Below are 23,197 nucleotides of genomic sequence, written 5' to 3'. Positions count from 1 at the left end.
GCCAGCCCCCGTCAGGCCAGATAGTTCAGCAGCGACAGCTTCTGCGTCTGGCCGGCGACGGTATAGGTCGCCTGCTGGACGTTCATCGCGCTGCTCAGCCGGGCCGCGACCTCGGTCTGGTCGATGCCTTCGATCTTGGCGATGCGGTCGGTCAGGGTGGCGATCGAGTCCGTGTGGGCGGTCTTGGTGGTATCCAGCGTGGCGGCGTCGGACGCGACCTTGGCGTGGATCGACCGGATCTGGTCGGTCGCCTGGGTCAGCATCTCGCGCGCCTGGGTGCTGTACTCCGTCCATTTGCCGGGATTGGCCGCCGCCGTCCGCACCAGCTGCATCGCCTTGACCAGGGTCTGGAACGCCTTGTCGTCGGCACTGACCCCGTAGGTCAGGTTCAGGTTGTCGTCGATGGTCACCTGCGACTTGCGGTACGCCTCGGCATTCTTGCCCTTGGTCAGATATTCGGAATCGTAGAAGGGCAGGTCGGGCGGCTCGGCATAGGGGACGTCGATCAGGCTGTCCTGCTCCGGCGGCAGGGTGCCGACCGAGATGGTGTTCTCCAGCGACCCGTTCGTCACCTTGGCGCTGGTCGAGAACAGCGAGCTGCGGTTGGGGTGGTTGGGGTCGGCGTTGGCCGTGCTGGTCAGCGCGATGCCGGGGCCGTTGCCGACCGCATCGATGGTGACCGGTGGGGCCGGGTTCAGGTTGGCGAAATTCTGGCGCAGCTTGTCGGCCACCTGACCGACATTGTTGACGCCGGCTGCATAGTCGGTGTCGCTGACCGTGTAGCGCACCGTGTAGGTCTGGTAGGGCGGCAGGTCGCGCGGTTCGTTGGGATTCTTCGTGTAGTAGTTCTGGTTGTACGGATCGTCGGGATCGCCGACCGCCACCGTGAACTCGAAGGTATCGCCGATGTCCACCGCCGCACCGTTCAGGGTGAAGCTGTCGATCTGCGGCAGCGCGGTCGTCGGCGCCTGGGTGGTGGTCGGCGACGTGACGCTGTTCTCGACCGTGGCGGAATTGATGACGCGGGCCGACAGGTCGAACTTCTGCCCCGGATCCTGGCCGACCAGCGTGATGATGCCGTTGGAGGTCGACACCGTCATCGGCAGCGGCGGGCTGGCGGAGTTGATCTGGGTGGTCAGCTTCTGGGCGACGAAGGTCAGCGTCTTCGGATCGGTTCCCTGGATCTGATAGCCGAAGGTCTTGCCGGAGACCGTCACCTCGAAATAATCGTCGGCGTTCACCACGGCGCCGTTCAGCGTGATCTTGCTGGTCTGCTTCGTCGCCATCAGGTCGGTGACCGGTTCCGTCCCGAACCGCGAGCCGGAGAACAGGTAGCGGTCGCCGAAACGCTGGTTCATCAGCGCCTGGATGTCGCGCATGGCGCCCTCGGCGCGGTCCTTCACCTGATCGGCCTGCGGGAAGGTGACAGAGAAGCTGCTGCTCGCCGACGCCTTCAGCGTGTCGAAGCTGAGGTTCAGGATCGCGCCCTCGCCGGGGCCGCCGGAAATGTTGAAATTGTAGCCCTTGCCGTCGTTGGGCGGGGTGGTGCCCAGGTTGATGGCGCGGGTGGTCTTGCCGCCCAGCCCGTCGGTCACCGTCACGTCGAAGGTGCCATTGGGGCCCTGCTGCGACGGAACCGCGGTGACGGTGTAGTTGGCGCCGACCGTCAACTTCGACTTGGTGGCGTCGACCGACATCTTCATCCCGTCGGGATTGGTGTTGATCGGCGTGGCGACACTGGCCGGTCCCGGCTCGAACGGCATCGTGGTGCTGGAGGTCCAGCTCGACACGATCGATTCCAGCGAAGTCAGCACCTTGTCGGTCGCCTGTACGCGCGGCGCCGCCATGTTGATGCTCTGGACGTAGTTGTCCTTCTTCGCCATCTCCGACCGCAGGTCCAGAAGCTTCTGCACCTCCGGGCCGTAGGCGTTGAGATCGACCGACTTCTTGCCCGTGGTCAGCTGTTCGGACAGCCGGTTGATGTCGTTCTGGCCTCCGGACAGGTTCCGGACAAGGCTCAGATATTTCGAGTAGCTGCTGACTCCCGTTATCGAGCTCATCGGACCACCGCCTCCAGCGCGTCAAACATTGCATTGGCCACTTGCATGACCCGTGCCGACGCCTGGTAGGAGGTCTGGAGCTGTTGCAGTTGGGCGATTTCCTCATCGATGTTCACGCCCGTCTGCGACTGGTAGCGCTCGCTGAGGAGCTGCATGGAGGCCTTGTTGGAATCGGCGGCGGTGTTGGCCGTCTTGGCCGCGGCCATCCAGGTTCCGGTGATGGCGCTGCCGATGGCGCTGTAGGTGGTGTCCTTCATCTGCAGCCCGTCGGCGTTGAAGCTGCGGCCGGCGGCATTGACCGCCTGGACCATGCCGTCGATGGCGGACTGCTTGATTTTGCTGGTGTTGTCCAGGAGCTTGGGGTTGATCGCGATGGTGAAGCGGTCGGTGCCGGTGAAGAACTGGTTGGCCTGTTCGCCGTCGGCGGCCGGGCTGGCATCGTCGTAGGCGTCGGCGAAGCTGGCGGGCTCGCCCGGCTTGGTCGGGCCGGTGAAGGCCTTGGCGAACTCGTCCAGCTGCGAGCGCAGCTTGCGGATCACCTCGGTCGCCGGGTCGCCGCTGGCCGGCGTCGGCGGCTCGGTGGTCGAGCCGTCCTTGCGCATCTGGATCAGCGAACCCAGCTTGCCGGTGGTCAGGTGATTGTTGATCGAGGTGACCTGATTGCCGACCTGTAGGTTGATGTTGCCGCCGTCATAGGAAAGATTTGCCGGCTGGGCATCGACCAGCGCCAGCCCCGACGGGGTGAAGATCGCCAGCCGGCCGTCCGGCCGCTCCACGGTCCGGATGCCCATGTAGGTGCTCAGCTCGCGCACCAGCCCGTCGCGCTTGTCGGCGACGGCGTTGGCGGCGGACCCCTGACCCTGCAGCGACACCATGTCGTTGTTGATCGAGTTGATCTGCTTCAGCAGGCCGTTGACCGTGTCGACCGACTTGGTGATGTCGGTCGACATGTCACGGTCGAGCTGCTCCACGCCCTCCGACACGCGGCGGATCTCGCGCGAGAAGCTTTCGGCAGTCTGGACCAGCTGGTATTGCGCCGTCTCGTCTTCCGGCGAGGTGGACAGCGTCTTGATCGCGGCCTGGAACTTGTCGGCATAGTCGTTCAGCAGCGGCGTCCCGTTGGTGGTCCGCATCAGGTCGCCCAGCTGCTGCATGTAGGTCGAGGTCACCTGCGATCCGCCGTCGCGCGAGGTCAGATCCATCACCTGCGCCATCAGCGCCTTGTCGACTTCCCGGCGATAGGTCGTGCTGATGACCTGACCGCTGGCGTCCACCGACTGTTGGGCGGTGTGGCGGGTGCGGTTCGGGTCGTTGGCCTGCGCGATGTTGTCCGAAACCAGCTTGACGTTGGTCTGGACCGTGCGCAGCCCGGCCGTGGCACTGTTCAAGGCTGCGAAGAGGGACATGGCAGGAGACCTTTCACGGATCGGGATGGTCGGGGCGGTGCCGGGATGGCCGCCGCCCCCCATTCAGTCGATCAGGGAACTGGCGATCAGGTAATCAGAAGGTCAGGGCCGCGCTTAGCGCTTCAGCCCCAGCACTTCCTGAAGCATTTCGTCGGACGTGGTGACGATCTTCGCGTTGGCGGAATAGCTCCGCTGGGTGACGATCATCTTGGTGAACTCGTCGGCGATATCGACGTTGGAGCTTTCCACGCTGTTCGCCACCACCGCACCGGCGCCGTTCGTCTCCGGATCGTTGAAGTTCGGCTTGCCGGCTTCTTCGCTCTCGATGAAGACGCCGCCGGATTCCCGCTGCAGGGCGTTGGGATTGTTGAAGGTGATGATCGGCACCTTCGCAACCATCTTCGACCGTCCGTTGTCGTAATTGACCATGACCGTGCCGTTGTCGCCGAACACCACGTCCTTGAACTGCCCGCGCGGCGCGCCGTTCTGCACCAGCTGGGTAACGTTGATTTCCTCGCCGGCATACTGGGTCAGGCCGCCCGGCTTCTGGTACTTGCCGAGGTTCAGTGAGATCTGCTGCGGACCGAAGCCATAATCGACCGTGAAGGTGACGTTGGCGTCGGAACCGGCCGACTGGTTGGCGGCGCTGACCGCCGTGCCGGTGCCGACCAGGGCGGTGGAGATGTTGGTCAGCGTGCCGACCGTCTCCGGCGTCTTGCCGAAGGTCAGGCCGATATGGGCCGGCGTCTGGCCGGCGACCGCGCTCTGGTCCAGGGTGAACTGATAGGCGGTCGCGTCGTTCACGAGACCGGTGGCCGTCGCATCGCTGGTCACGGCCAGCACGTTGCCAGTCACGGTCGCTGTGCCGCCCGCGCCGTTGATCTGCGTGGCGAAATAGTTCAGCACCGCGTTCGGCGTGCTGTAGGTGTTGATGTTGGCGTTGTCCAGGGTCAGCGAGTAGGTTACGCCGCCGGCCGTCACTTTGTAGGTGTCACCGACGTCCACCTTCGATCCGCCCAGCGTGATGGAGCCGGTGCCGGTCATCGTGTTGGCGTTGGCCGGCGTGGCCGCGGTCTTGGAGGTGACGGTGATGACGCCGCCCTGCGCGGTGGCGGTCACCGGCAGCGAGGTGTTGGAGTTGATCTTGTTCGCCAGCGCCGCAGTGATGTCCTCCATCGTCATCTCTTCGCCGGTGGTGCTGTAGGTCACCGCCGTGCCGTTGATGCTGAGGGTGTATTGCGTGCCGATGTCGCCCGGCGTGCCGGTCAGCGTCACCGTGCGGCTCTGGCGCACGCCGGCCACGCTGGCGACCGACGGCAGCGAGCTCATCGTGTTCACCGACGCGCTGGAGTTTGTCACCGTCGCGCTGGAGGTGACGTTGGTGTTCACCGCATTGGCCTGGATCGACAGGATGTTGCCGGCCGACGATGCGGTGACGCTGGAGCCCAGCGACTGGTTGATCTTGCCGGCCAACTGGGACACGACGTCGCTCACCGTCGAATAGCTCTGATAGGTGGCGGCGGTTACCGTGTAGCTGATCGGCGTGCCGTTCACATTGATGGTGAAGGAGTCGCCGACCTCGACCTGGGTTTGCGGGAACTGGAACTTGTCGATTTCACCGGCGCTCGCCGTCGCCGCCGTCGAGGTCTGGCTGACGATGGTGTTGGTGGTGTTGGTGCCGGACACCACGTCGGTGTTCAGCTTGAACGGCGTGCCGGGTTCGCGGGCGGTGACGCGGATCGTCTGGCCCGACGAGGTGGCGAGCACCGATGCCGCCGGCGAGGCGGAGTTGATCTGGTTGGCCAGCGCACCGGCCAGACCGGAATAGGTCCGGATCGACCCGATGTTGTCGGCCGTGATCTTCAGGCTGTAGTTGGTGCCGTCGACCTTGACCGAATAGGTGTCGCCGATGCGCAGGTTGTCCTGCCCGTTGGTGTTGTTGCCGGCAAGGGTGATGACGTTGACCTGCGCGACCGCGGTCTGGCCGGGGATGTTCTGGCCGAAGGTCACGGTGGCGGGATTGCCGGTGAAGGTGCCGTCGACCGGCTTGGTGTTGGAACCCGGCGCGTCCAGGACCATACGCCAGCTGCTGTCCGCCTGCTGCCGCCACTTGAAATTGACGGTGCGCGGGTTGCCCTGGCTGTCGAAGATCTGGATGCTGCTGTCGGGAATCTTCTCACCCGGCTTCGGCGTCGCCGGCAGGTTGGCGGCCAGGTCGATCGTGTTGGTCGCCACCGGCTTGTCGATCAGCGAGTTGACCTGGATCGGCGCCACCTGATCCTTGTGCAGGACGCCCGTCACCGGATCGACAAGCCAGCCATTCAGCGCATAGCCGGAGCTGTTGACCAGATAGCGGCTCTTATCCAGTTCGAAGTCGCCGGCGCGGGTGTAGAAGGCGGCCGAGGAGTTGACCGTGCCCGTCTGCGTCTGCACCAGCGTGCTCGACCCCTGGGTCGCCACCTTGGTGACGCTGAAGAAGCCCTGGCCCTGGATGGCGATGTTGGTCGGGCTCTGCACCTGGGTCAGGCTGCCCTGGATGTTGTTCATGAAGACCGGTTGCGCCGTGACCCCGCCCGGCTCGTGCAGGCGCTGGCTGGACTGCAGGACCATCGTCTCGAAGGCCGAATCGACGCGCTTGTAGCCGATGGTCGAGCTGTTGGCGATGTTGTCCGAGATATGTCCGAGCGCCTTCGACTGGGCATTCAGGCCGAGAACGGCGGTTGTCATCGAACCGAAGATGCTCATGGCCGGGGTCTCCGAAAGAAAGGGCAAAGGTCTTCTGCGCCCTATCTAGCAAACGGAGTGCCAACTGCCGTGCCGAGGTCAACCCATTGTAATCGGCCATTTTTTTACGAGAGCGTCACGGCGGGGCCGGAATTTCCCGGCAGGTAGGAAAGTTTCGCCTAGTGCCGGCAGGCCGGGCGGGCAGAAAGCTCCCGCCGAAGTTGCCGCCCTTATCCCGCTCTTATCCCGTGACCATCCGCGCGGCGCGGGCGGCCTGCGCCTTCAGCACGGCGGCGGCGGTGCCGAGCGTGGTGGTCCAGTCACCGGGGCGTGGCTGGCGGAACAGCCGCAGCGACGGGTACCAGGGGCTGTCGGCACGGTCGAGCATCCAGCGCCAGTCCGGCACATGGGGAAGCATCAGCCAGCACGGCACGCCCATCGCCCCGGCCAGATGGGCGACGGCGGTGTCGACCGTCACCAGCAGGTCAAGGTTGGCGAGGATCGCGGCGGTATCGGCGAAATCGCGCACCCGCTCCATCGCGTTCGGGATCGCCACGCCGGGCAGGCGGTTCAGGTCGGCCGCCGCATCGCCGGTCTGCAGGCTGACCAACCGCACTCCCGGCACCGACAGCAGCGGTGCCAAGGCCGCCGCCGGGATCGAGCGGTTGCGGTCGTTGCGGTGCTGCGGGTTGCCGGCCCAGACCAGCCCGACCCGCAGGCCGGCCCCATCCCCGTCCACCCCGGCCAGCCGGCCGCGCCAGCGCTCGACGTCGCCGGGATCGGGGGCGAGATAGGGCACGCCGCCGGGGATGGTTCCCAGTTCGGTGCCGAAGGCCCGCGGCAGGCTCATCAAAGGACAGTGGATGTCGTGCGGCGGCGGGTCCTCTCCGCGCACCAGCACCTGGATCGACGATCCCAGGCAGCGCCCCAGGGAGTGGTTGAACAGACGGTAGAGCAGCAGATGCGTTTCCAGGACCACCCGGCCGCCGCCCTGCGCCGCGATCCGCGCCACCAGCGGGGCATAGCGCACGAACTGGATGGCGTCGCCATATCCCTGGTCCATATGCAGCAGGATGGTGGCACCACCCGGCGGCTGGCCGGCCCAGGGCGGGCTGGCGAAGCGGTGCCAACGATGCTCAAACCCCTCCCAACCCGCGCGCAGGTCGCCGCGGACCAGCCGCCCCACCGCGCGCGCCAGATGGGCGTCGCCGGCGGCGGGGTTGTGCGCCAGCACGGCGTCGAAGCAGGCCTCCGCCTCGTCGAAGCGGCGCTGGTCGCGCAGGACGGTTCCGAGATTCAGCAGGGTCGCCGCATGGCCGGGCCGCAGCCGGGCCGCGCGGTCCAGCCAGCGCCGTGCCTCGGGGTAGCGCGCCAGCGCGTGCAGCGAGGCGCCCAACGCCTCCAGCGCGTCGCCATCAGCCGGGTCGAGCGCCAGGGCGCGCCGCAGCACCGGTTCCGCCCGCTCCGGCATCTCCGCCGCCCGCAGCGCCGCACCCAGATGGCCCCAGGGGGCTGCCGCCGTCGGGCGGACCCGAACGGCACGGCCGATCCACCGCACCGCCGCCGCCGCGTCGCCAGTTTGCGCCCGCAGCACGCCCGACAGGTGCAGCGCGTCCGGCTGCGCCGGTTCCGCCGTCAGAATGTGGCGATAGGCGTTGGCCGCCGCTTGGGCATGGCCGGCCATGTGGTGGTTGACGGCGGCGTTCAGAGCGTCCAGGAGTGTTGCCATACCTTCTTCTCTACACCGGCCGGCCGGGCAGGGCGAGAATCGAAAATCACCAAGAGCCCACGATCAGGAGCCTGTCACGGCAATGGACGACCGCCTTCCGACGCATCTCTGGGTTTCCGCCCATATCCGCGCAGCCGACGCCCAGGGCGTGGCGATGACCGTGGTCCGCAAGGGCGATCCCAGCCGCGGCACGGTGATCCTGAAGATCAACCGGCTCGACCGCACCTTCTCCGTGCTGGTCCAGACCCGCGAGGCGGATGGCGAGCGGCTGTTCTGGGCGCGCGGCACCGGCGCCGATCCGGTGCCGGAGGCCGATGCCGACGCCTACATCGCCCGCCAGCTCCGCTACGACCCCGACGTCTGGGTGGTCGAGGTGGAGGACCGCCAAGGCCGCCACTGGTTCGACGGGCCGGTGCGCTGACCGGGCGGTTACGGCTGTGATCGGGGCGGCGGGCCGATGATGGACAGCCGAATCTCCCTGACCTCATCCGCCGTCGGCGGACGGTACCGGCCGTCGTGGGTGGTGATGCGCAGGCGGAGCGCGAGGCGTCCGTCCCGCCAAACCCCGGCCGGCACCGGAATGGTCACTGTCCCGGCACCCTGACCACGCTGGGGACCGAAGGGAGCGGCGGCGCCGATGGGCACGCCGTCCGACGTGGCGACCTCCACCGTCTGCCCGCGGGCGAGCGGGCCGAGGGTGACCGCAAGAATGGCGGCCTCGCCCTGCCGCGGCGGATGCGGCAGGGCGAGGACCATCTCCCCATTGACGTCCGGCGTCCCGGACGGGGTCGCCGGCTCCGCGCCCGCGGGCTGGCCCGTCAGGACCAGCAGCGCGAGCAGGGCGGCCGCCGGCAAGCCGCCTCGCCAACCCTTACAGGGCTTGAAGCGAGACCGCCTTGACGGCGGCGGTGGTGGTGGGGGAGCCATTGGTCGGGACAAGGCGAACCTCCAGCGTTGCGGATGCCGCCGGCGCCGCCGCGTTGGCTGTCGGGCTCTGCGCCAGCGCGGCGGTGTGGGCGGCCTGGGGCAGCGGCAGCGTGAAGGTGGCGTCGTCCGCCATGCCGTGCATGGCCGGGCCGAAGAAGCCGATGGTGCCGCCGTAATAGGGGCTGTCCGCCGCCACCTTCGTCACGCCGGCCGGCGCGTTGATCAGCAGGTCGAAATTCCGCGAGGCGCCGGTGCCGGCAGGGCGGCTCACCTTGACCGCCATCACCACCGGGCTGGACGGCGCCGCCGACAGCTGGACCGATCCCACGCCCTTCGCCACCGTACCCTTGACCGGAGCCTTGACCTGAGCCGACGGATTGGCCGCCGCCACCTGCGCCGATTCCGCGTCGCCGAAGCCGTGCCGGTACTCGTACTGAAACCGTTCGGTGCTGAGATAGTCACCGGCGCGGCCGTCGAGGACATAGCTGCCGTCGGCGCGGACGAAGAACAGGAAGGGTTCGCGGGACAGCTGCGACAGCTCCTCCTTGTCGGTCGGCAGGATCGGCAGGCTCAGGCGCTGCTGCTTGCGCGTCCAGACGTCCCACAGCCGATCCATGTTCGCATGGTGCAGGAAGAAGACGGGGTCGACCGGCGACAGGAAGTTGGTCATGTTGCCGTAGGGACCCGGATCCCACGGGCCGACGCCGCCGATGCAGTTGTGGACGAGGTTGTGCGGCTGGCCTTCCAGAACGGAGAACTGGGTGTTGCCGCCCGGCATGACGTTGTGCGACGCCGTCTTGGAGCTGGTGAAGCTGCGCGTCACGTCGGCGTTGTAGTAATCCACCGGCAGCAGGCCGGTCAGCACCGTTTGGGGCGAGCAGGCCTTGGCCGTCTTGTCGTCCAGCTTCGGGTTCTCACGGCTCAGATAGCGCGCACGGTCGGTCGCGGCGAAGGCCTCGTTGCCCGGATCGCACTTGCCGTGGCTGCAGCCGGTGACGTCGTCCCACAGCTTGTCGAAGCTGCTGTAGCCGCGGATGTCCAGCTGCTTGCGCTGGGCCGCATTCAGCGTGTCCCAATACTTCTTCATCGCTGGCTTGATATAGGCGGTGAAAGTCTTCAGGTCCTTGGTATAGGGCTGGAAGGCCTCGCTGACCGGAGTCAGGGCGCCGTCGAACATCTCGTTCGGGATCTGCGGCAGAACCGTCCAGTCCCAATAGGGGAAGGCGAAATTTGGATTGTCGCTGTATTTGCGCACCGTCTCCTCGAAATAGCCGAGATAGCCGCGGTGCCAGACATAGAACCACCAATTGCCGTGCGGGCAATCCATGAAATGGACGAAGGCGTTGCGGAACCAGTTGTGCGGATGGTCGGGCGGCAGGTTCACCATACGCTGGACGGCCGTGGCGTAGCTGCGCAGCATCGCCTTGCCTTCGTCGCTGGTCGCGCCGTACCGGATATATTTCGCCGTCGCCGCCCGCGCCGGGCCGAAGGGCAGCATGGAGGCACCCGCCACGGCGGCGGTAGATGCCAGAAAATCGCGTCTGCTGAAATTCATTTCTCTCAAGCTCCCTCATAGCGATAAAAACACTGGAAGCCTGTATAGGAAACTGACTGTTTGCACGTGGAATCAACCGCCGCTGCCACGCCGAAGGACAACGGACGAACGTCCGCATATCCAGATATGTCCGGTCCATGCACAGGCATGCCGCCGGCCGGGGAAACGGGCGGGCGACCGCGGCAGCGATCTATGCCGGCGCCGTGACTCGGGGGAAACGCAGGGTGAAGCGGGTGCCTTCGCCGGGGCGACTCTCCACCCCGATGGTGCCGTGCAGGCGGCCGGTCACCAGATTGTAGACGATATGCAGCCCCAGCCCGCTGCCGCCCGACCCGCGCCGCGTGGTGAAGAAGGGGTCGAAGACCTTGGGCAGGACCTCCGGCGTGATGCCGGCGCCGTCGTCGCCGATCGACAGTTCCACCATGTCGCCGTCCATCACTCGGGCGGCGATGGCGATGCGGCCGGGCTGCTCCGGATCCAGCGCATGGACCAGCGCGTTCATGATCAGGTTGGTCAGGATCTGCGACAGCGCCCCCGGATAGCCGTCCAGTTCCAGATCCGCCGGGCAATCGATGTCGATGGTCAGCGCCGCCCGCGCCTTGTAGGTCGGATGCAGGCTGCGCAGCAGCTCGTCGATGTAATCCCGCAGCAGGAAGGCGCGTCGCTCGTCGCTGGACTGGTCGACGGCGACCATCTTGAAACTCTGCACCAGATTGGCCGCACGGGTGCTGTTGGACAGGATCAGGTTGGCCATCTCCATCCCGTCGCTGAGAAAGCGCTGGAAGTCCGACTTCTTCAGCGCATTCGCCGTATGACGGTCCGACAGCTCGCCGATCAGCGCCTGCAACTGCGAGGCGCCGGTGATGGTGATGCCGATGGGAGTGTTCACCTCGTGCGCCACGCCGGCGACCAGCTGGCCGAGCGAAGCCATCTTCTCCGCCTGGATCAGGCTGGCCTGCGTCGCCTTCAGTTCGCCGAGCGCCCGTTCGGCGGCGTCACGCGACTGGCGCAGGGCGTTTTCCGCCTCGACCTCCCGCGTCACGTCGACCACCACCGCCTGGATCGCCGGGCCGTCCCTCCAGTCGACCCGGCGGCCGGTCAGTTCCACCCACAGTTCGGCGCCGTCGGGTCGGCAGGCGCGGATCCGGCGGCGCGGCGTGGACTGCCCGCCCTCCAGCAGCTGGTCGTAATTGTCGATCATCGACTGCCGCGCCTCCACCGCCACGACGGACAGCAGCGACGGCAGGGCCATCACCTCCGCCACCGTCAGCCCGAGCATGGCGGCGAAGCTGTCGTTGGCGTAGAGCGCGTGGAAATCGCGATGGATGATGATGCCCTGGATCGAGCCCTCGACCAGATCGCGGAATCGCCGCTCGTTGTCGGCCAGCGCCTGCTGGCGCCGGTCGATCTCGTCGATGAAATAGCGGATGGAGGCGCCGATGTCGGTGATCTCGTCGTCGCCGTCCACCGGGACCGGGGCCGGGACCGGAACCATCCCGGCCGCTCCGCCGCCGGCCTGCCGGTTTCCCGACAGCCGGGCCAGCACCGCCCGGTTCATCGCCACCAGCCGCGACGACAGGAAGCGGCGGAAGATGAAATAGACGCCGACCGCCAGCAGGATCGACGCGCCGGCAAGCATCATGACCGTGCGGGTGCGTTCGTCGATCAGCTCGGCCAGCGCATCGGTGCGCTCGGCCGACTGGTTGCGGATGGAGTCGTAGAGCGCGCGGGTGGACCGTTCGACCGTTTCCACCAGCACCTGGGCCTGGCCGGTCAGCGCCTGGGCGCGGTTGCGCGCCTGCAGCCGGTCGATGGCGCTCTCGAACAGTCCGCCCGGCGCCACCAGCAGCGAGAACAGCTCCTCCTGCACGGTGGACATCATCTGGCCGGTCGGGTCCGGGGCACCGCCGGTCAGGCGGGCCAGTTCGGCCAGCGTCCGTTCGGCCGACCGCGCCTCCCCCTTCAGCCGGCTGAGATGGTCGAGCTGCGTCGCCCCCGCCGCCCGCGCCATCAGCGCGCCGATGCGCGCGGCCCAGGCGCCGGTGTCGGGCATGCTTTCGATCGCCGCCGCCAACCGGCTCAGCGCGCGGGCCGCTTCGGCCTGACGGTCGCCATACTCGATCTGGCGGGTGACCTCGGCGTTCAGGTCGGCGACGGTGGCGGCCAGGATCAGCAGGGTGGAGCGGGTCTGCTCCAGCAGGCGGACATTGCCGTCGCGCTCCTTCCCGTCCCCGTTGTTCTCCTTAATCAGGCCGCGCATACGGGCGACCAGAAGCTGCATCGAATCCAGCTCCGTCACCAGCCCGTCATAGATGGACCGGCGCTGCGGCGTCGAATTCGCGGCGGCGAGCTGCGGCAACTGCGCCACCAGCTTCTGCAGCGATCCGTGCAGTTCGGCGCTGGTGATGACCTCCGGCAGCGTGTTGGTCGACAGGGCCGTGACTTCCGCCCGGAACAGGCGGAAGGACGACATCGACACGCCGCCGATCAGCATCACCAGCAGCGCCATCACCGACAGCCCCAGCGTGATGCGCACCGCGATGCCGAACCGCCGCCTCCGGTTCGGCGGCGGCGTCTGCGGACCTGGCGTCGTGTCCGTCGCCGGCGCAGGCAGCGTGGCGACCCGCGGCGTGCTCCGGGCGATGGTGGAAGACAGGCCGGAGGAAAACTGGCCGTCCATTACCGCCTCACCGTCATGCGGCCGTCCAGCCGGGGAACGAACTCGCCGCTGCGGGCGATGTGATCGATCATCTGGGTGGAGATGAACTCGCTGTTGCGGTCTTCGACCAGCCTCGGCACGCCCGCCAGCACGCCGTACCCGTCGCCGCCCGCCGCCAGGAAGCTGGTGGTCGCCAGGCGGTAACGGGTGGACCGGCCGACCGGCTTGCCGCCGACCGACAGGCTGCGCAGCCGCTGGCCGGGCGGGCGGGTCAGGTCGATCTCCGCACGGGCGTTGGACAGGTGGGGAAAGCGGCCCTGCAACTGCTCCACCGCCGATACGCCGCTTTCCACCGCTTCCCAAAGCTGCTGCCCGGTGACGTCCAGCACGACGCCGACATCGTGAAAGGGAAGGATTGTGTAAATGTCACGCCGGATCAGCAGGGTGCCGGCCGGATATTGGCGGTCGCCGCGGATGCCGCCGCCGTTGATCAGCGCCACGTCGGCGTCCAGCGTCTCGCGCAGCGTGTCGACCACCGCATTGGCGAAGGCGTTCTCGCCCGTCCGCAACGACTCCTTGCGGGTGTCGAGCGGAGCGGTGAGACGTCCCACCTCCATCCGCAGCATGGTGTCGAGCCGCGCCGCATAAGCCTTGGCCTGGATCAGCGTGGCGGGATCGGGCGGCACCGTCGCGCTGTCGATCAGGCGGGGCGCCGGGGTCCAACTCACTTGCGGCTTGCCGTCCGGCCCGGTCCTGCGTTCCACCGTCAGGTCCAGTGCCAGCACCCAGGCCGCCTGCGGCCCGACGGTGGCGGACAGGAAACGCCCGTCGTAATCGACGGCGAAGGGGCGGTTGCGGTCCTGGTACAGCACGATATCGGCGGGGCGGGCGGCCAGTACGCTGCGGTGGGTGTCGCCGGCATAGCCGGTCATCGCCACCACCAGATCGACGCCGTCGGCCCTCAATGCTGCGGCCTTCGCCGTCAGCGCCGGAACCGGATCGCGGAACTCCGTCCGCTGGGCGCGGGTGGTCTCCCGCGTCAGCACCGGCGTCGCCGCCATCACGCCGATGCGCAAGGGGCCGGCGCTCAGCACCACCGCGTCCTCCAGCCCGTCAGGCGTGCGACCGGTGGCGCGGTCCACCGTGTTGGTGGTGACGATGGGAAAGCCGGCCTCGAAGGCGCGGGCGCTCAGCCGGTCGTCGCCATGGTGGAATTCGCGGTTCAGCGCGGCCATCGCGTCGATGGTCATGCCGTTCAGCAGGTCGATGATGTGCGCGCCCTGGTCGTAGAAGGCGAGCACCGACGGCGCCAGCGTCTGGCCGCCATGCAGGACCAGCAGGTTGGGATGGGCGGCCCGCTCCTGGCGGATCGTTCCGGCCAGCCGGGCCATGCCGCCGCGCCCGGCGGTCTCGTCCAGATCGGTGGTGCCCTGGGTGTAGAGGATCGTCAGTTGGACCGGCCCGGTATCCGCTGAGGCCTTTCCATCCCGGGCCACGACCGTGGCGTCAGGCTGCTGCGCCTGCGCCGGCAGGGTCGCCGCAGGCAGGCCAAGACCAAGGCCGAGCACCAGCGATGCGGCCAGGCACGACAGTGTTCTGCCGAACCGGGTCTGCATCTCGCCGGCAGCGCCGTTGAATATACCGATAGTGTCCATAGCCCGGCGTCACCTTTGCCCCCGCGCCGGATTATGCTCATTTCCACGCCACTGTTGAAGCAAAGCCGCGTTACGGGATTGTCATATTGATGACACACGGCGTGGAAGAGCCCGTTTTATCCATTCGTAGACACCGAGAATCCTCAGTATTTCGATCAACTTCATCCTCACCGGCGCCGGAACTGCGGCAAAACGCGGCGCCAGACCGGCCCGCCGGGTTTTCGCCAGCGCCGCCCGGCGGGCATAGGCGACGCGGTGCAGGGTGACCCGCCGGCTGGCGGTGTCGAAGCAGGCGAAGCAGGCGCGGGTGTCGGCCCCGCGCGGCTCCCCCACCGTGCCGGGGTTCAGCAGATACAGCCCGTCGGGCCGCAACTGCGCCCCGCCGTCGAGCGGCACCGCCTGCACCGCCCCGTCCCGCCATTCCCACAGCCCCGCCCGGTGGGTGTGGCCGAAGGCGCAGACCCGCGCGCCGGAGGGATGCCCGAGAAGCGCCTGCAGGCTCAGGCGGCGTTTGCCGTCATCGTCCAGCCGCACCAGTTCCTTGCCCACCTCCGGATGCAGGGCGCCATGAACGGCGACCAGCGCACCATCCACCACGGCCGTCAGCGGCAGGGCGGACAGGAAGGCACGACTTTCCTCGTCCAGCCGCGCTTTCGTCCAGGCGACGGCGCGCGCCGCCGGCCCGCTGAACCCGTCGGTTCCGATGGCGCCGGTCACCGCCCGGTCATGATTGCCGGCGATGCAGACGGCACCGATCTGCCGCAGCAGGGAGATGCAGGCGGCGGCGTCGGTGTTGTAGCCGACGATGTCGCCCAGGCAGACGATGCGCTCCGCCCCCTCCGCCCGGATGGCGTCGAGCGTCGCCTGCAACGCCTCCAGATTGGCGTGAATGTCGGAGATGAGCGCGATCTTCATGGCTTCGCCAGCCGAGCGGGACCGGCGACGCCGGGAATGCGCGCCAGCAGCCGGTCCAGCTTCGGCCGCAGGAAGGGCATCGGGTCGTCCGGGGTGATCGCCTTCGCGTCGCAGCCCGCCACCCAGGCCAGCCATCGCGCCGTCGGTACGCCGCTTTCCCGCGCCGCCAGCCGGTCCTTGCTGATGTGGCACCAGCAGGCGCCGGGCCGGGCCTTGGCCGAGGCAGGACGGGGGCCTGGGCGGGGTCTGCCGGTCAGGTCGGCCTGCACCATCGCCGGCAAATTCACCCCGGCGACCGCGCCCAGATGGTGCCACAGGTTGAAGCGCGGGTTGATCTCCAGCAGGTGCAGGCGGCCGTCGGGATCGCGCTTGAAATCAAACTTGGCGACGCCCTTCAGGCCGATGCGCGCCGCGATGTCCCGTCCGAGCGCCGCCACATCGGCCCCTTCGCCGTCGATGTCGGTGATGGTCAGCGCCGTGCTGTGACCGTAATCGACCGGATATGTGCGGATCTTGCGGCCGGTGAACTCACCGGCCACGGCGCCGCCCGCATCGATATAGACATGGTGGCTTTCGATCCGCGTCTCCGGTCCGGGAATCAGCTCCTGCGCCAGCAGATCGATGCCGACCGGGATCAGCCGCGGCCACAGGGCTCGAAGTTCCTCCGGCCCGTCCAGGCGGATCGCCTTGCCCAGCCCCTCGATCTCGTCCCAGGGCGGACGGCGGGTCAGCGGCTTGACGATGAGCGGATAGCGCAGGTCCAGATCCGGCGCCTCACTGCCGGGCAGGGGGCTCAGGCGCCGGGTGCGGGGAACCGGCAGGTCCAGCCGCTCCGCCAGTGCCTGGAACCGCCCCTTGTCGACCAGCGTCTCCACCAGATCGGCCTCGGCCAGGGCAAAGCGGAACACGGCAGCCAGCCGGTCGCGGTGGCGCGACACCATCAGAAGTTGCGCGTCCTCCTCCATATAGAGCACCGGCTTTTCGGCTTGCGCGGCGCCGAACCGTAGCAGCCGGTCGACCAGCACGTCGTCGTTGCCGCCCTCCCACGGGATCAGCCGCTCGGTGAAGCGGGAATGGGCCGTCGCCCCGCCCGGTGCTCCGACCACGGCACAGCGGATGCCGGCCAGCCCCAGCGGGCGCACCAGATCCATGTCGCCCAACACGCAGGCCAGCGGCCCGGCTTTCGCTCCCGTTGCCATGGCGAACGCTCTCCCTTCTCAGATCCCTTTTGCCGGCGCGATCCAGCCGCGCAGCGACCGTTTGACGGCATCGACCATCACCCCGCGCGCCCGGCGGCAATGCGCCTCCATCCGCCGGCTGAGCCGGTCGGGGCCGAGCGTCAGCCAGTTCATCGGCTGTTCGGCGTTGGAGAGCAGCGGCTTGTGCCCGGCCGGCGTCGACATGAAGTCGTAGCAGTCCTCGCCGCGGGCGAGCGCATCCTCGATGGCCAGCACATGGCTCAGCAGCCCCGGCTTCAGCCGGTTGTCGGCCTCGAAGGCGAAGCCGCCCTGATAATTCAGGACGCGGTTGCGATGGACGAAGTTGTAGAGATAACCGATCGGCCGCCCGCCGGCGCTGACCCGGCTCAGCCGCACCGCGCCGCGCGGCATCCCCTCGGCGATCAGCCTTTCGTGGAAGGGGCGGAAGGCCGGATTGGCGAAGGCGCCCACCTGTCCGCGCGCCTGCCAGCCGGCCTGATGCAGGACCTCCATCCCGGCGAAATACTCCATCGCCTCGTCCACCGTCGCGGCGACGCGGTGTTCCAGCGCGCCACGGGCGCGGTAAAGCCGTTCCGTCCGGTTCACCGCCGCCCGCGTGTTGCGGCCGAGGCCGCCGCGGAAATCGCCGCCGCCGGCCCGAACCGTGCCGAGGTCGACCCACTGCGCCGAATCCGCGATGCGCAATTGCAGCGTATGACCGGTTCGCGCCGCCACCCGCCGGGCGGCCCGCTCCGCCGCCAGGGTAAGCCCGCCCAGCACCAGCTCGTCGTTGGCGGCAAGCCGCTCGTCCAGCCAGTGCAGCATGGCGTCCGTCACCTCGTCGGCGACCCGGCGGTCGGCGAGGATGCCGTTATACTCCATGAACAGCCGGTCATAGCTGCGGTCGCCGGTCTCGTGCAGCATCCAGCAGCGGCTGGGCAGCAGCCCGAACCGTCGCCGCACCCGCGGGCAGAGCACGGCCAGACCGACCGGCTCGTCGCCCCGCAGAGCCACCAGCACATTCGGCTCGATGGCATCCGGCATCTGCGCCAGCCAGGAGCCGATCCAGGTCCAGGAGAGAAAGAAGGAGGAATCGGCGCGACTCTCCAGGTCCGTCCATGCCTGCGCCAGTTCCGGCATGGTGGGCAGGGGGTGCAGGGAAATCCGTATTTCGGGAGATGTGGCGGGACCGATCGCCGTTTCGATGGCGGGACCGTCGGAGGTCGGGCGGGCGGAGTCGGGGCGGGGCCAGATGCTCATCGGCGCGGCGTCTCCGGAAGATATTCTCTACCGAAAACAACACCCTGGATCCGCGAACGGTCCCGTCTACGCCGGGGATCCCCAAAAGTCTGAGCGGCGCAAAGGGATGAAGCGAAAGAAGCGGTTTCTATACCGATACGCCGGCCCAGCATCGAGCGCCGGGCCGGCCATCGCGGTTCTCAGCGCTTGACCGTATCGGCGGACTGGCCGAACAGGATCTTCTTGCTTTCCTCGTTCACCGTGGGCGTGCGGTTGGGGTTCACCGCCTGCCCCTTTTCATAGGCGCGCACCACCGCCGGCCGCTCCTTGATCGCGTTGAACCAGCGCTTCAGGTTGGGGAAGTTGTCCAGATCCTGCTGCTGGCGTTCATGCGGGACGATCCAGGGATAGCTCGCCATATCGGCGATGGACAGCTCCGCCCCGCCCAGGAACTCGTTGTCGGCAAGGCGCTTGTCCATCACGCCATAGAGACGACTCGTCTCCTTGACGTAGCGTTCCATGGCGTAGGGGATGCGTTCCGGCGCGTACTGCACGAAATGGTGGTTCTGACCCGCCATCGGGCCGAGGCCGCCGACCTGCCAGAACAGCCATTCGAGAACCGTCTTGCGGCCACGCACGTCGCTGGGCAGGAACTTGCCGGTCTTCTCGGCCAGATAGACCAGGATGGCGCCGGATTCGAAGACACTGATCGGCTCGCCGCCATCGGCCGGAGCATTGTCGATGATTGCCGGCATGCGGTTGTTGGGCGAGAAGGCGAGGAATTCCGGCTTGAACTGGTCGCCGGTGGAGATGTTCACCGGCTTGAACTGGTAGTCCAGTCCGGCTTCCTCGAGAAAGATCGTGATCTTGTGGCCATTCGGCGTCGGCCAGAAATAGAGGTCGATCATCCCAAACCCTCCGGTCATTTGTCAGCCCGTGATGCCGGGCCGCTGATTTCCGAAAAGGTTAACCGCTTCGCTCCGGCTGGCAAGCCCGCACGGACGCGCGGCAGCCCTTCGGTCCACCGCTATAATTTCGTATAACGGAATGCAATTTCATTTTGTTGACAGCCTCCGCCTCATCTGTCAGCGTGGCCAACGAACAGATGAGGCGGCGCCCCCTCAATTCCCTTTGATGCTTGGTTTCCCCTGAAATCATTCTCCCCGGACGGAGAGCACGCATGGCCTTGGACAAGGACGTTTTGGATCAACTGCTGGACACGCTGGGGCGCTTCGTCCGCGAAAAGCTGGTCCCGCTTGAGCATAAGGTTGCCGAAGACGACGCCATCCCCGCCGAGGTGATCGCCGCGATGCGCGAGATGGGCCTGTTCGGCCTGTCGATCCCGGAGGAATATGGCGGGCTCGGCCTGTCGATGTCGGACGAGGTGCAGGTCGCCTTCCAGCTGGGCCAGACCTCTCCCGCCTTCCGCTCACTGATCGGGACCAACAACGGCATCGGCTCCCAGGGCATCGTCATCGACGGGACGGAGGAGCAGAAGCAGAACTATCTGCCGCGTCTGGCCGCCGGCGAGATCGTTGGCGCCTTCGCCCTGACCGAACCGGAATCGGGCTCCGACGCCGGCTCGCTCCGCACCACCGCCCGGCGCGACGGCGACCATTTCATCCTGAACGGCACCAAGCGCTACATCACCAACGCGCCGCAGGCCGGCCTCTTCACCGTTTTCGCCCGCACTGATCTGGACAGCCGCGACGCCCGCGGCGTGTCGGCCTTCCTGGTGGAGGCGGGGACGCCCGGCCTGTCGCTCGGCCCCATCGACAAGAAGATGGGCCAGAAGGGCGCCCACACCTGCGACGTGATCTTCGAGGACTGCCGCGTCCCGGCCAGCGCCATCCTGGGCGGCAAGGAAGGGCAGGGCTTCAAGACGGCGATGAAGGTGCTGGACCGCGGCCGCCTGCACATCGGCGCCGTCTGCGTCGGTCTTGCCGAGCGGCTGATCCGCGACAGCCTGTCCTACGCCATGGAGCGCAAGCAGTTCGGCCAGCCGCTCGCCGAATTCCAGCTGATCCAGGCGATGCTGGCCGACAGCCGCGCCGAAGCCTACGCCGCCCGCTGCATGGTGGTGGAAACCGCGCGACGCCGTGATGCCGGGCAGAACGTCAACACCGACGCCGCCTGCTGCAAGATGTTCTCGACCGAGATGGTCGGCCGCGTCGCCGACCGGGCGGTGCAGATCCATGGCGGTGCCGGCTACATCGCCGATTACGGGATCGAGCGCTTCTATCGCGACGTCCGCCTGTTCCGCATCTATGAGGGCACCACCCAGATCCAGCAGCTCGTCATCGCCCGCAATATGATCCGGGAGGCGGCATGACTGTGGGGCGGCCGGTTCCCGATTTCGCCGCGATGGTGGCGGCGCTGCCGCCGCGCATCAGCCACGCCGCGCTCGCCTGGGCGGAACGGACGCCGGACGCCCCCGCCCTGTTCGACGGGACGCAGGAATGGAGCTACCGCCGCCTTGCCCAGGCGGTCGGCAGCGCCGCCGCGCATCTCCGGCGGCTGGGGGTGGTCGGCGGCGACCGGGTGATGATCGTCTGCGAGAACAGCCTCGCTGCGGTCACCCTGATCCTGGCGGCCAGCGAGTGCGACGCTTGGCCGGTCATCGTGAACGCCCGGCTGTCGGATCGCGAGATCGACACCATCCGCGATCACTGCCAACCGCGTCGCATCTTCTATACCGATACGGTATCCCCCGACGCCGCCGCCCATGCCGCCCGCCATGGCGCCGAGCCGCTGGGCGACCCCGACCTGCCGCCGATGGCGGTCGGCCCGCTGCTGGACGCCGATCCGGAGCCGGTCCATGCCGGCAACCAGCGGCAGGTCGGCGCCTTGATCTACACCTCCGGCACCACCGGCAAGCCCAAGGGCGTGATGCTGTCCCACCGGGGCCTGCTGTTCGTCGCCTCGGTGTCGGGCTGGATGCGCGGGCTCGGCCCCAGCGACCGCACCTATGGCGTGCTGCCGGTCAGCCACGTCTTCGGCCTCGCCTCCACCTGCCTCGGCACCCTCTATGCCGGCGGCTGCCTGCACACGGTCCCCCGCTTCTCCCCCGCCGCCGTGTGGCAGGCGTTGGAACAGGATGGGGTGACCGTGTTCCAGGGTGTTCCAGCCATGTACGCCAAGCTGGTGGAGCACGCCACCGTCACCGGCCGTACTCTGTCGGCGCCGGCCCTGCGCTACCTGTCCTCGGGCGGGTCGGTGCTGGACCTCGACCTCAAGCAGGCGGTGGAGCGGGTCTTCGGCCTGCCGCTGCACAACGGCTACGGCCTGACCGAATGCTCGCCGACGGTGACGCAGACCCGGCTGGACGCACCGCGCAGCGACACCTCCATCGGTCCGGCCCTGCCGCTGGTGGAGATGCGCTTCGTCGACCATGTCACCGGCCAGGACGTTGCCGACGGCGAGCCGGGAGAGCTGTGGGTCCGCGCCCCCAACGTGATGCTCGGTTACTACCGTGAACCCGCACTGACGTCCCAGGCCATCACCGACGACGGCTGGCTGAAGACCGGCGACGTCGCCCGGCTGGAGCCTGACGGCTGCGTCGCGGTGGTCGGCCGTATCCGCGAGATCGTCATCCGCTCCGGCTTCAACGTCTATCCGGAGGAGGTGGAGGGCGTGCTGACCAGCCACCCGGCGGTGACGCTGGCCGCGGTCGTCGGCCACGCCGTCGCCGGCAACGAGGAGGTGGTGGCCTTTGTCCAGTTCGTCCCCGGCCGCAGCGCCAGCGAGGACGAGTTGAAGGCCTGGGCCGCCGAGCGCCTCGCCCCCTACAAGCGCCCGTCGCGCATCGTCGCCATGGACGCCCTGCCGGCCAGCCCGACCGGAAAGCTGCTGAAAAGCGGCCTCCGCGCCCTGGCCGCCGAGGTGATGGCCGCCTGACACAACCAACAAAGCCCGAACAACAAAACCCATGGGAGGGAACGAAAGCATGACCCGGACGATCGCCAAACTCGCAACCGTATCCGCACTGGCCCTGTCGGTGGCGCTCGGCGCCGGGGCGGCGCAGGCCAAGGAGTTCCTGCTGGGCTCCGAACTGCCGCTGACCGGCAGCCTCGCCCGCGTCGGCCAGGGCATGCATGAGGGCATCGCCGTCGCCATCGACATGGCGAACAAGAGCTATGCCGGCAAGCACAGCTTCAAGGTCGAGACCATCGACGACGAGACCTCCCCCGCCAAGGCGGTCGCGGCGGTGGAGAAGCTGGCGGGCGAAGGGGTGGTGGCAATCACCGGCGGCTACGGCTCCAACATCATCGGCCCGGCGTCGGAAGCGGCGCAGAAGGCCGGGCTGGTCTACATCACCTCGGGCGGCGTCTCGCCGGAACTGACCCAGCGCGGCTATCCCACCTTCTTCCGCATCAACAACACCGACGGCTATGCGCTGGCCATGATCGGTCTGTTGCAGGACATGGGCGCCAAGAAGGTCTCCATCGTCTATCTGAACAAGGACGCGACCAGCAGCCTCGCCAAACAGGTCAACACCGCGCTGACCGCCAAGGGCGTCACGGTGGGCATGCACGAGTTCGACGGCTCCACCAGCGACTTCAAACCGCTGATGAACAAGGTGAAGCTGCAGGACCGCCCCGACGTCATCGCCATGGTCGGCTACGAGAACGACTATGTCGGTATCCTGCGGGCATCCAAGGTGCTGAAGCCGCAGGTCAAGGCGATGGTCGGCGTCTGGTCGCTCGCCACCGCGCAGATGGCCAAGGAATTCCCCGACCTGATGGAGAATGTCTACGGCACCTCAATGCTGCCCTATCCGGTGGAATTCACCCAGCCGGAGGCGGTGGAGTTCGCCGCCACCTACAAGAAGCTGTTCAACAAGGACCCCGACTATCTCGGCCAGTTCGGCTACGTCCAGACCCGCCTGCTGATCGACGCCGTCGTCCGCGCCGACGAGGCCGGGACGCTGGGCAAGGGCGGACTGCCGGAAGAGCTGCGCAAGACCGATGCCAACACCCTGATCGGCCGCGTCACCTTCGACAAGAACGGCGACAACCTGAACTTCACCCACCGCATGGGCCAGCACCAGGGCGGCAAGGTGGTCCTGGTCTGGCCGAAGGACGCCGCCAACGGAAAGATGAACTTCCCGGCCGTGCCGTGGTGAGTTG

At 67.6% G+C, this 23,197-nt stretch carries 16 protein-coding genes; 4 read left to right on the top strand and 12 right to left on the bottom strand.

What is annotated here, in order from left to right; all coding sequences use genetic code 11:
- Nucleotides 1-11 precede the first annotated feature (11 nt).
- From TSO5_RS29910 to TSO5_RS29895, 4 genes are all read right to left on the bottom strand, one after another.
- Entirely contained in the window at nucleotides 12-2,060 is a 2,049-nt protein-coding gene (locus TSO5_RS29910) for a hypothetical protein (protein WP_109155019.1), read from the bottom strand.
- Nucleotides 2,057-3,466 (bottom strand): flagellar hook-associated protein FlgK, encoded by a 1,410-nt coding sequence (gene flgK / locus TSO5_RS29905; RefSeq protein ID WP_109155018.1) that lies wholly within the window; start codon nucleotides 3,464-3,466, stop codon nucleotides 2,057-2,059. Before flgK ends, TSO5_RS29910 begins: the two co-directional genes overlap by 4 nt.
- A 114-nt stretch (nucleotides 3,467-3,580) precedes the next feature.
- Nucleotides 3,581-6,211: a flagellar hook-basal body complex protein gene (locus TSO5_RS29900; RefSeq protein WP_109155017.1), complete on the bottom strand. Its 2,631-nt coding sequence runs from the start codon at nucleotides 6,209-6,211 to the stop codon at nucleotides 3,581-3,583.
- Between the two features lie 220 nt (nucleotides 6,212-6,431).
- Entirely contained in the window at nucleotides 6,432-7,919 is a 1,488-nt protein-coding gene (locus TSO5_RS29895) for a tetratricopeptide repeat protein (protein ID WP_109155016.1), read from the bottom strand.
- Nucleotides 7,920-8,001: 82 nt separating this feature from the next.
- Here TSO5_RS29895 and TSO5_RS29890 point away from each other — a divergent pair, with 82 nt between their 5' ends.
- Nucleotides 8,002-8,340, top strand: coding sequence for a DUF1491 family protein (locus tag TSO5_RS29890; RefSeq protein WP_109155015.1), 339 nt, complete (start codon nucleotides 8,002-8,004; stop codon nucleotides 8,338-8,340).
- An 8-nt stretch (nucleotides 8,341-8,348) separates the two neighbouring features.
- Here TSO5_RS29890 and TSO5_RS29885 read toward each other — a convergent pair whose 3' ends face one another.
- The 8 genes from TSO5_RS29885 to TSO5_RS29850 form a co-directional block, all read right to left on the bottom strand.
- Nucleotides 8,349-8,675, bottom strand: a complete 327-nt coding sequence (locus TSO5_RS29885; protein WP_146203860.1) for a hypothetical protein — start codon at nucleotides 8,673-8,675, stop codon at nucleotides 8,349-8,351.
- Between the two features lie 115 nt (nucleotides 8,676-8,790).
- Nucleotides 8,791-10,401, bottom strand: coding sequence for a tyrosinase family protein (locus TSO5_RS29880; protein WP_109155013.1), 1,611 nt, complete (start codon nucleotides 10,399-10,401; stop codon nucleotides 8,791-8,793).
- 190 nt (nucleotides 10,402-10,591) lie between these two features.
- Complete coding sequence (locus TSO5_RS29875; RefSeq protein WP_109155012.1) at nucleotides 10,592-13,081, bottom strand: ATP-binding protein; 2,490 nt, start codon at nucleotides 13,079-13,081, stop codon at nucleotides 10,592-10,594.
- Entirely contained in the window at nucleotides 13,081-14,715 is a 1,635-nt protein-coding gene (locus tag TSO5_RS29870) for a 5'-nucleotidase C-terminal domain-containing protein (RefSeq protein ID WP_109155011.1), read from the bottom strand. Before TSO5_RS29870 ends, TSO5_RS29875 begins: the two co-directional genes overlap by 1 nt.
- 81 nt (nucleotides 14,716-14,796) lie before the next feature.
- Nucleotides 14,797-15,630, bottom strand: a complete 834-nt coding sequence (locus tag TSO5_RS29865; protein WP_109155010.1) for a metallophosphoesterase family protein — start codon at nucleotides 15,628-15,630, stop codon at nucleotides 14,797-14,799.
- Nucleotides 15,627-16,829, bottom strand: a complete 1,203-nt coding sequence (locus tag TSO5_RS29860) for an ATP-grasp domain-containing protein (RefSeq protein ID WP_109155009.1) — start codon at nucleotides 16,827-16,829, stop codon at nucleotides 15,627-15,629. The genes TSO5_RS29865 and TSO5_RS29860 overlap by 4 nt, the downstream gene beginning before the upstream one ends.
- Nucleotides 16,830-16,847: 18 nt before the next feature.
- Entirely contained in the window at nucleotides 16,848-18,089 is a 1,242-nt protein-coding gene (locus tag TSO5_RS29855; protein ID WP_109155008.1) for a GNAT family N-acetyltransferase, read from the bottom strand.
- 179 nt (nucleotides 18,090-18,268) lie between these two features.
- Complete coding sequence (locus TSO5_RS29850; RefSeq protein ID WP_109155007.1) at nucleotides 18,269-18,976, bottom strand: glutathione binding-like protein; 708 nt, start codon at nucleotides 18,974-18,976, stop codon at nucleotides 18,269-18,271.
- A gap of 272 nt (nucleotides 18,977-19,248) precedes the next feature.
- Here TSO5_RS29850 and TSO5_RS29845 point away from each other — a divergent pair, with 272 nt between their 5' ends.
- The 3 genes from TSO5_RS29845 to TSO5_RS29835 are packed head-to-tail and all read left to right on the top strand — an operon-like array spanning nucleotide 19,249 to nucleotide 23,193.
- Entirely contained in the window at nucleotides 19,249-20,400 is a 1,152-nt protein-coding gene (locus TSO5_RS29845) for an acyl-CoA dehydrogenase family protein (RefSeq protein ID WP_109155006.1), read from the top strand.
- Entirely contained in the window at nucleotides 20,397-21,965 is a 1,569-nt protein-coding gene (locus TSO5_RS29840; RefSeq protein WP_109155005.1) for an AMP-binding protein, read from the top strand. Before TSO5_RS29845 ends, TSO5_RS29840 begins: the two co-directional genes overlap by 4 nt.
- A 49-nt stretch (nucleotides 21,966-22,014) precedes the next feature.
- Nucleotides 22,015-23,193, top strand: coding sequence for an ABC transporter substrate-binding protein (locus TSO5_RS29835; protein WP_109155004.1), 1,179 nt, complete (start codon nucleotides 22,015-22,017; stop codon nucleotides 23,191-23,193).
- Nucleotides 23,194-23,197 lie beyond the last annotated feature (4 nt).

Source organism: Azospirillum sp. TSO5, assembly GCF_003116065.1.
GTDB lineage: Bacteria > Pseudomonadota > Alphaproteobacteria > Azospirillales > Azospirillaceae > Azospirillum.
The sequence above is the reverse complement of the archived record's forward strand: the minus strand, read 5'-3'. Positions and strand labels throughout refer to the sequence as shown.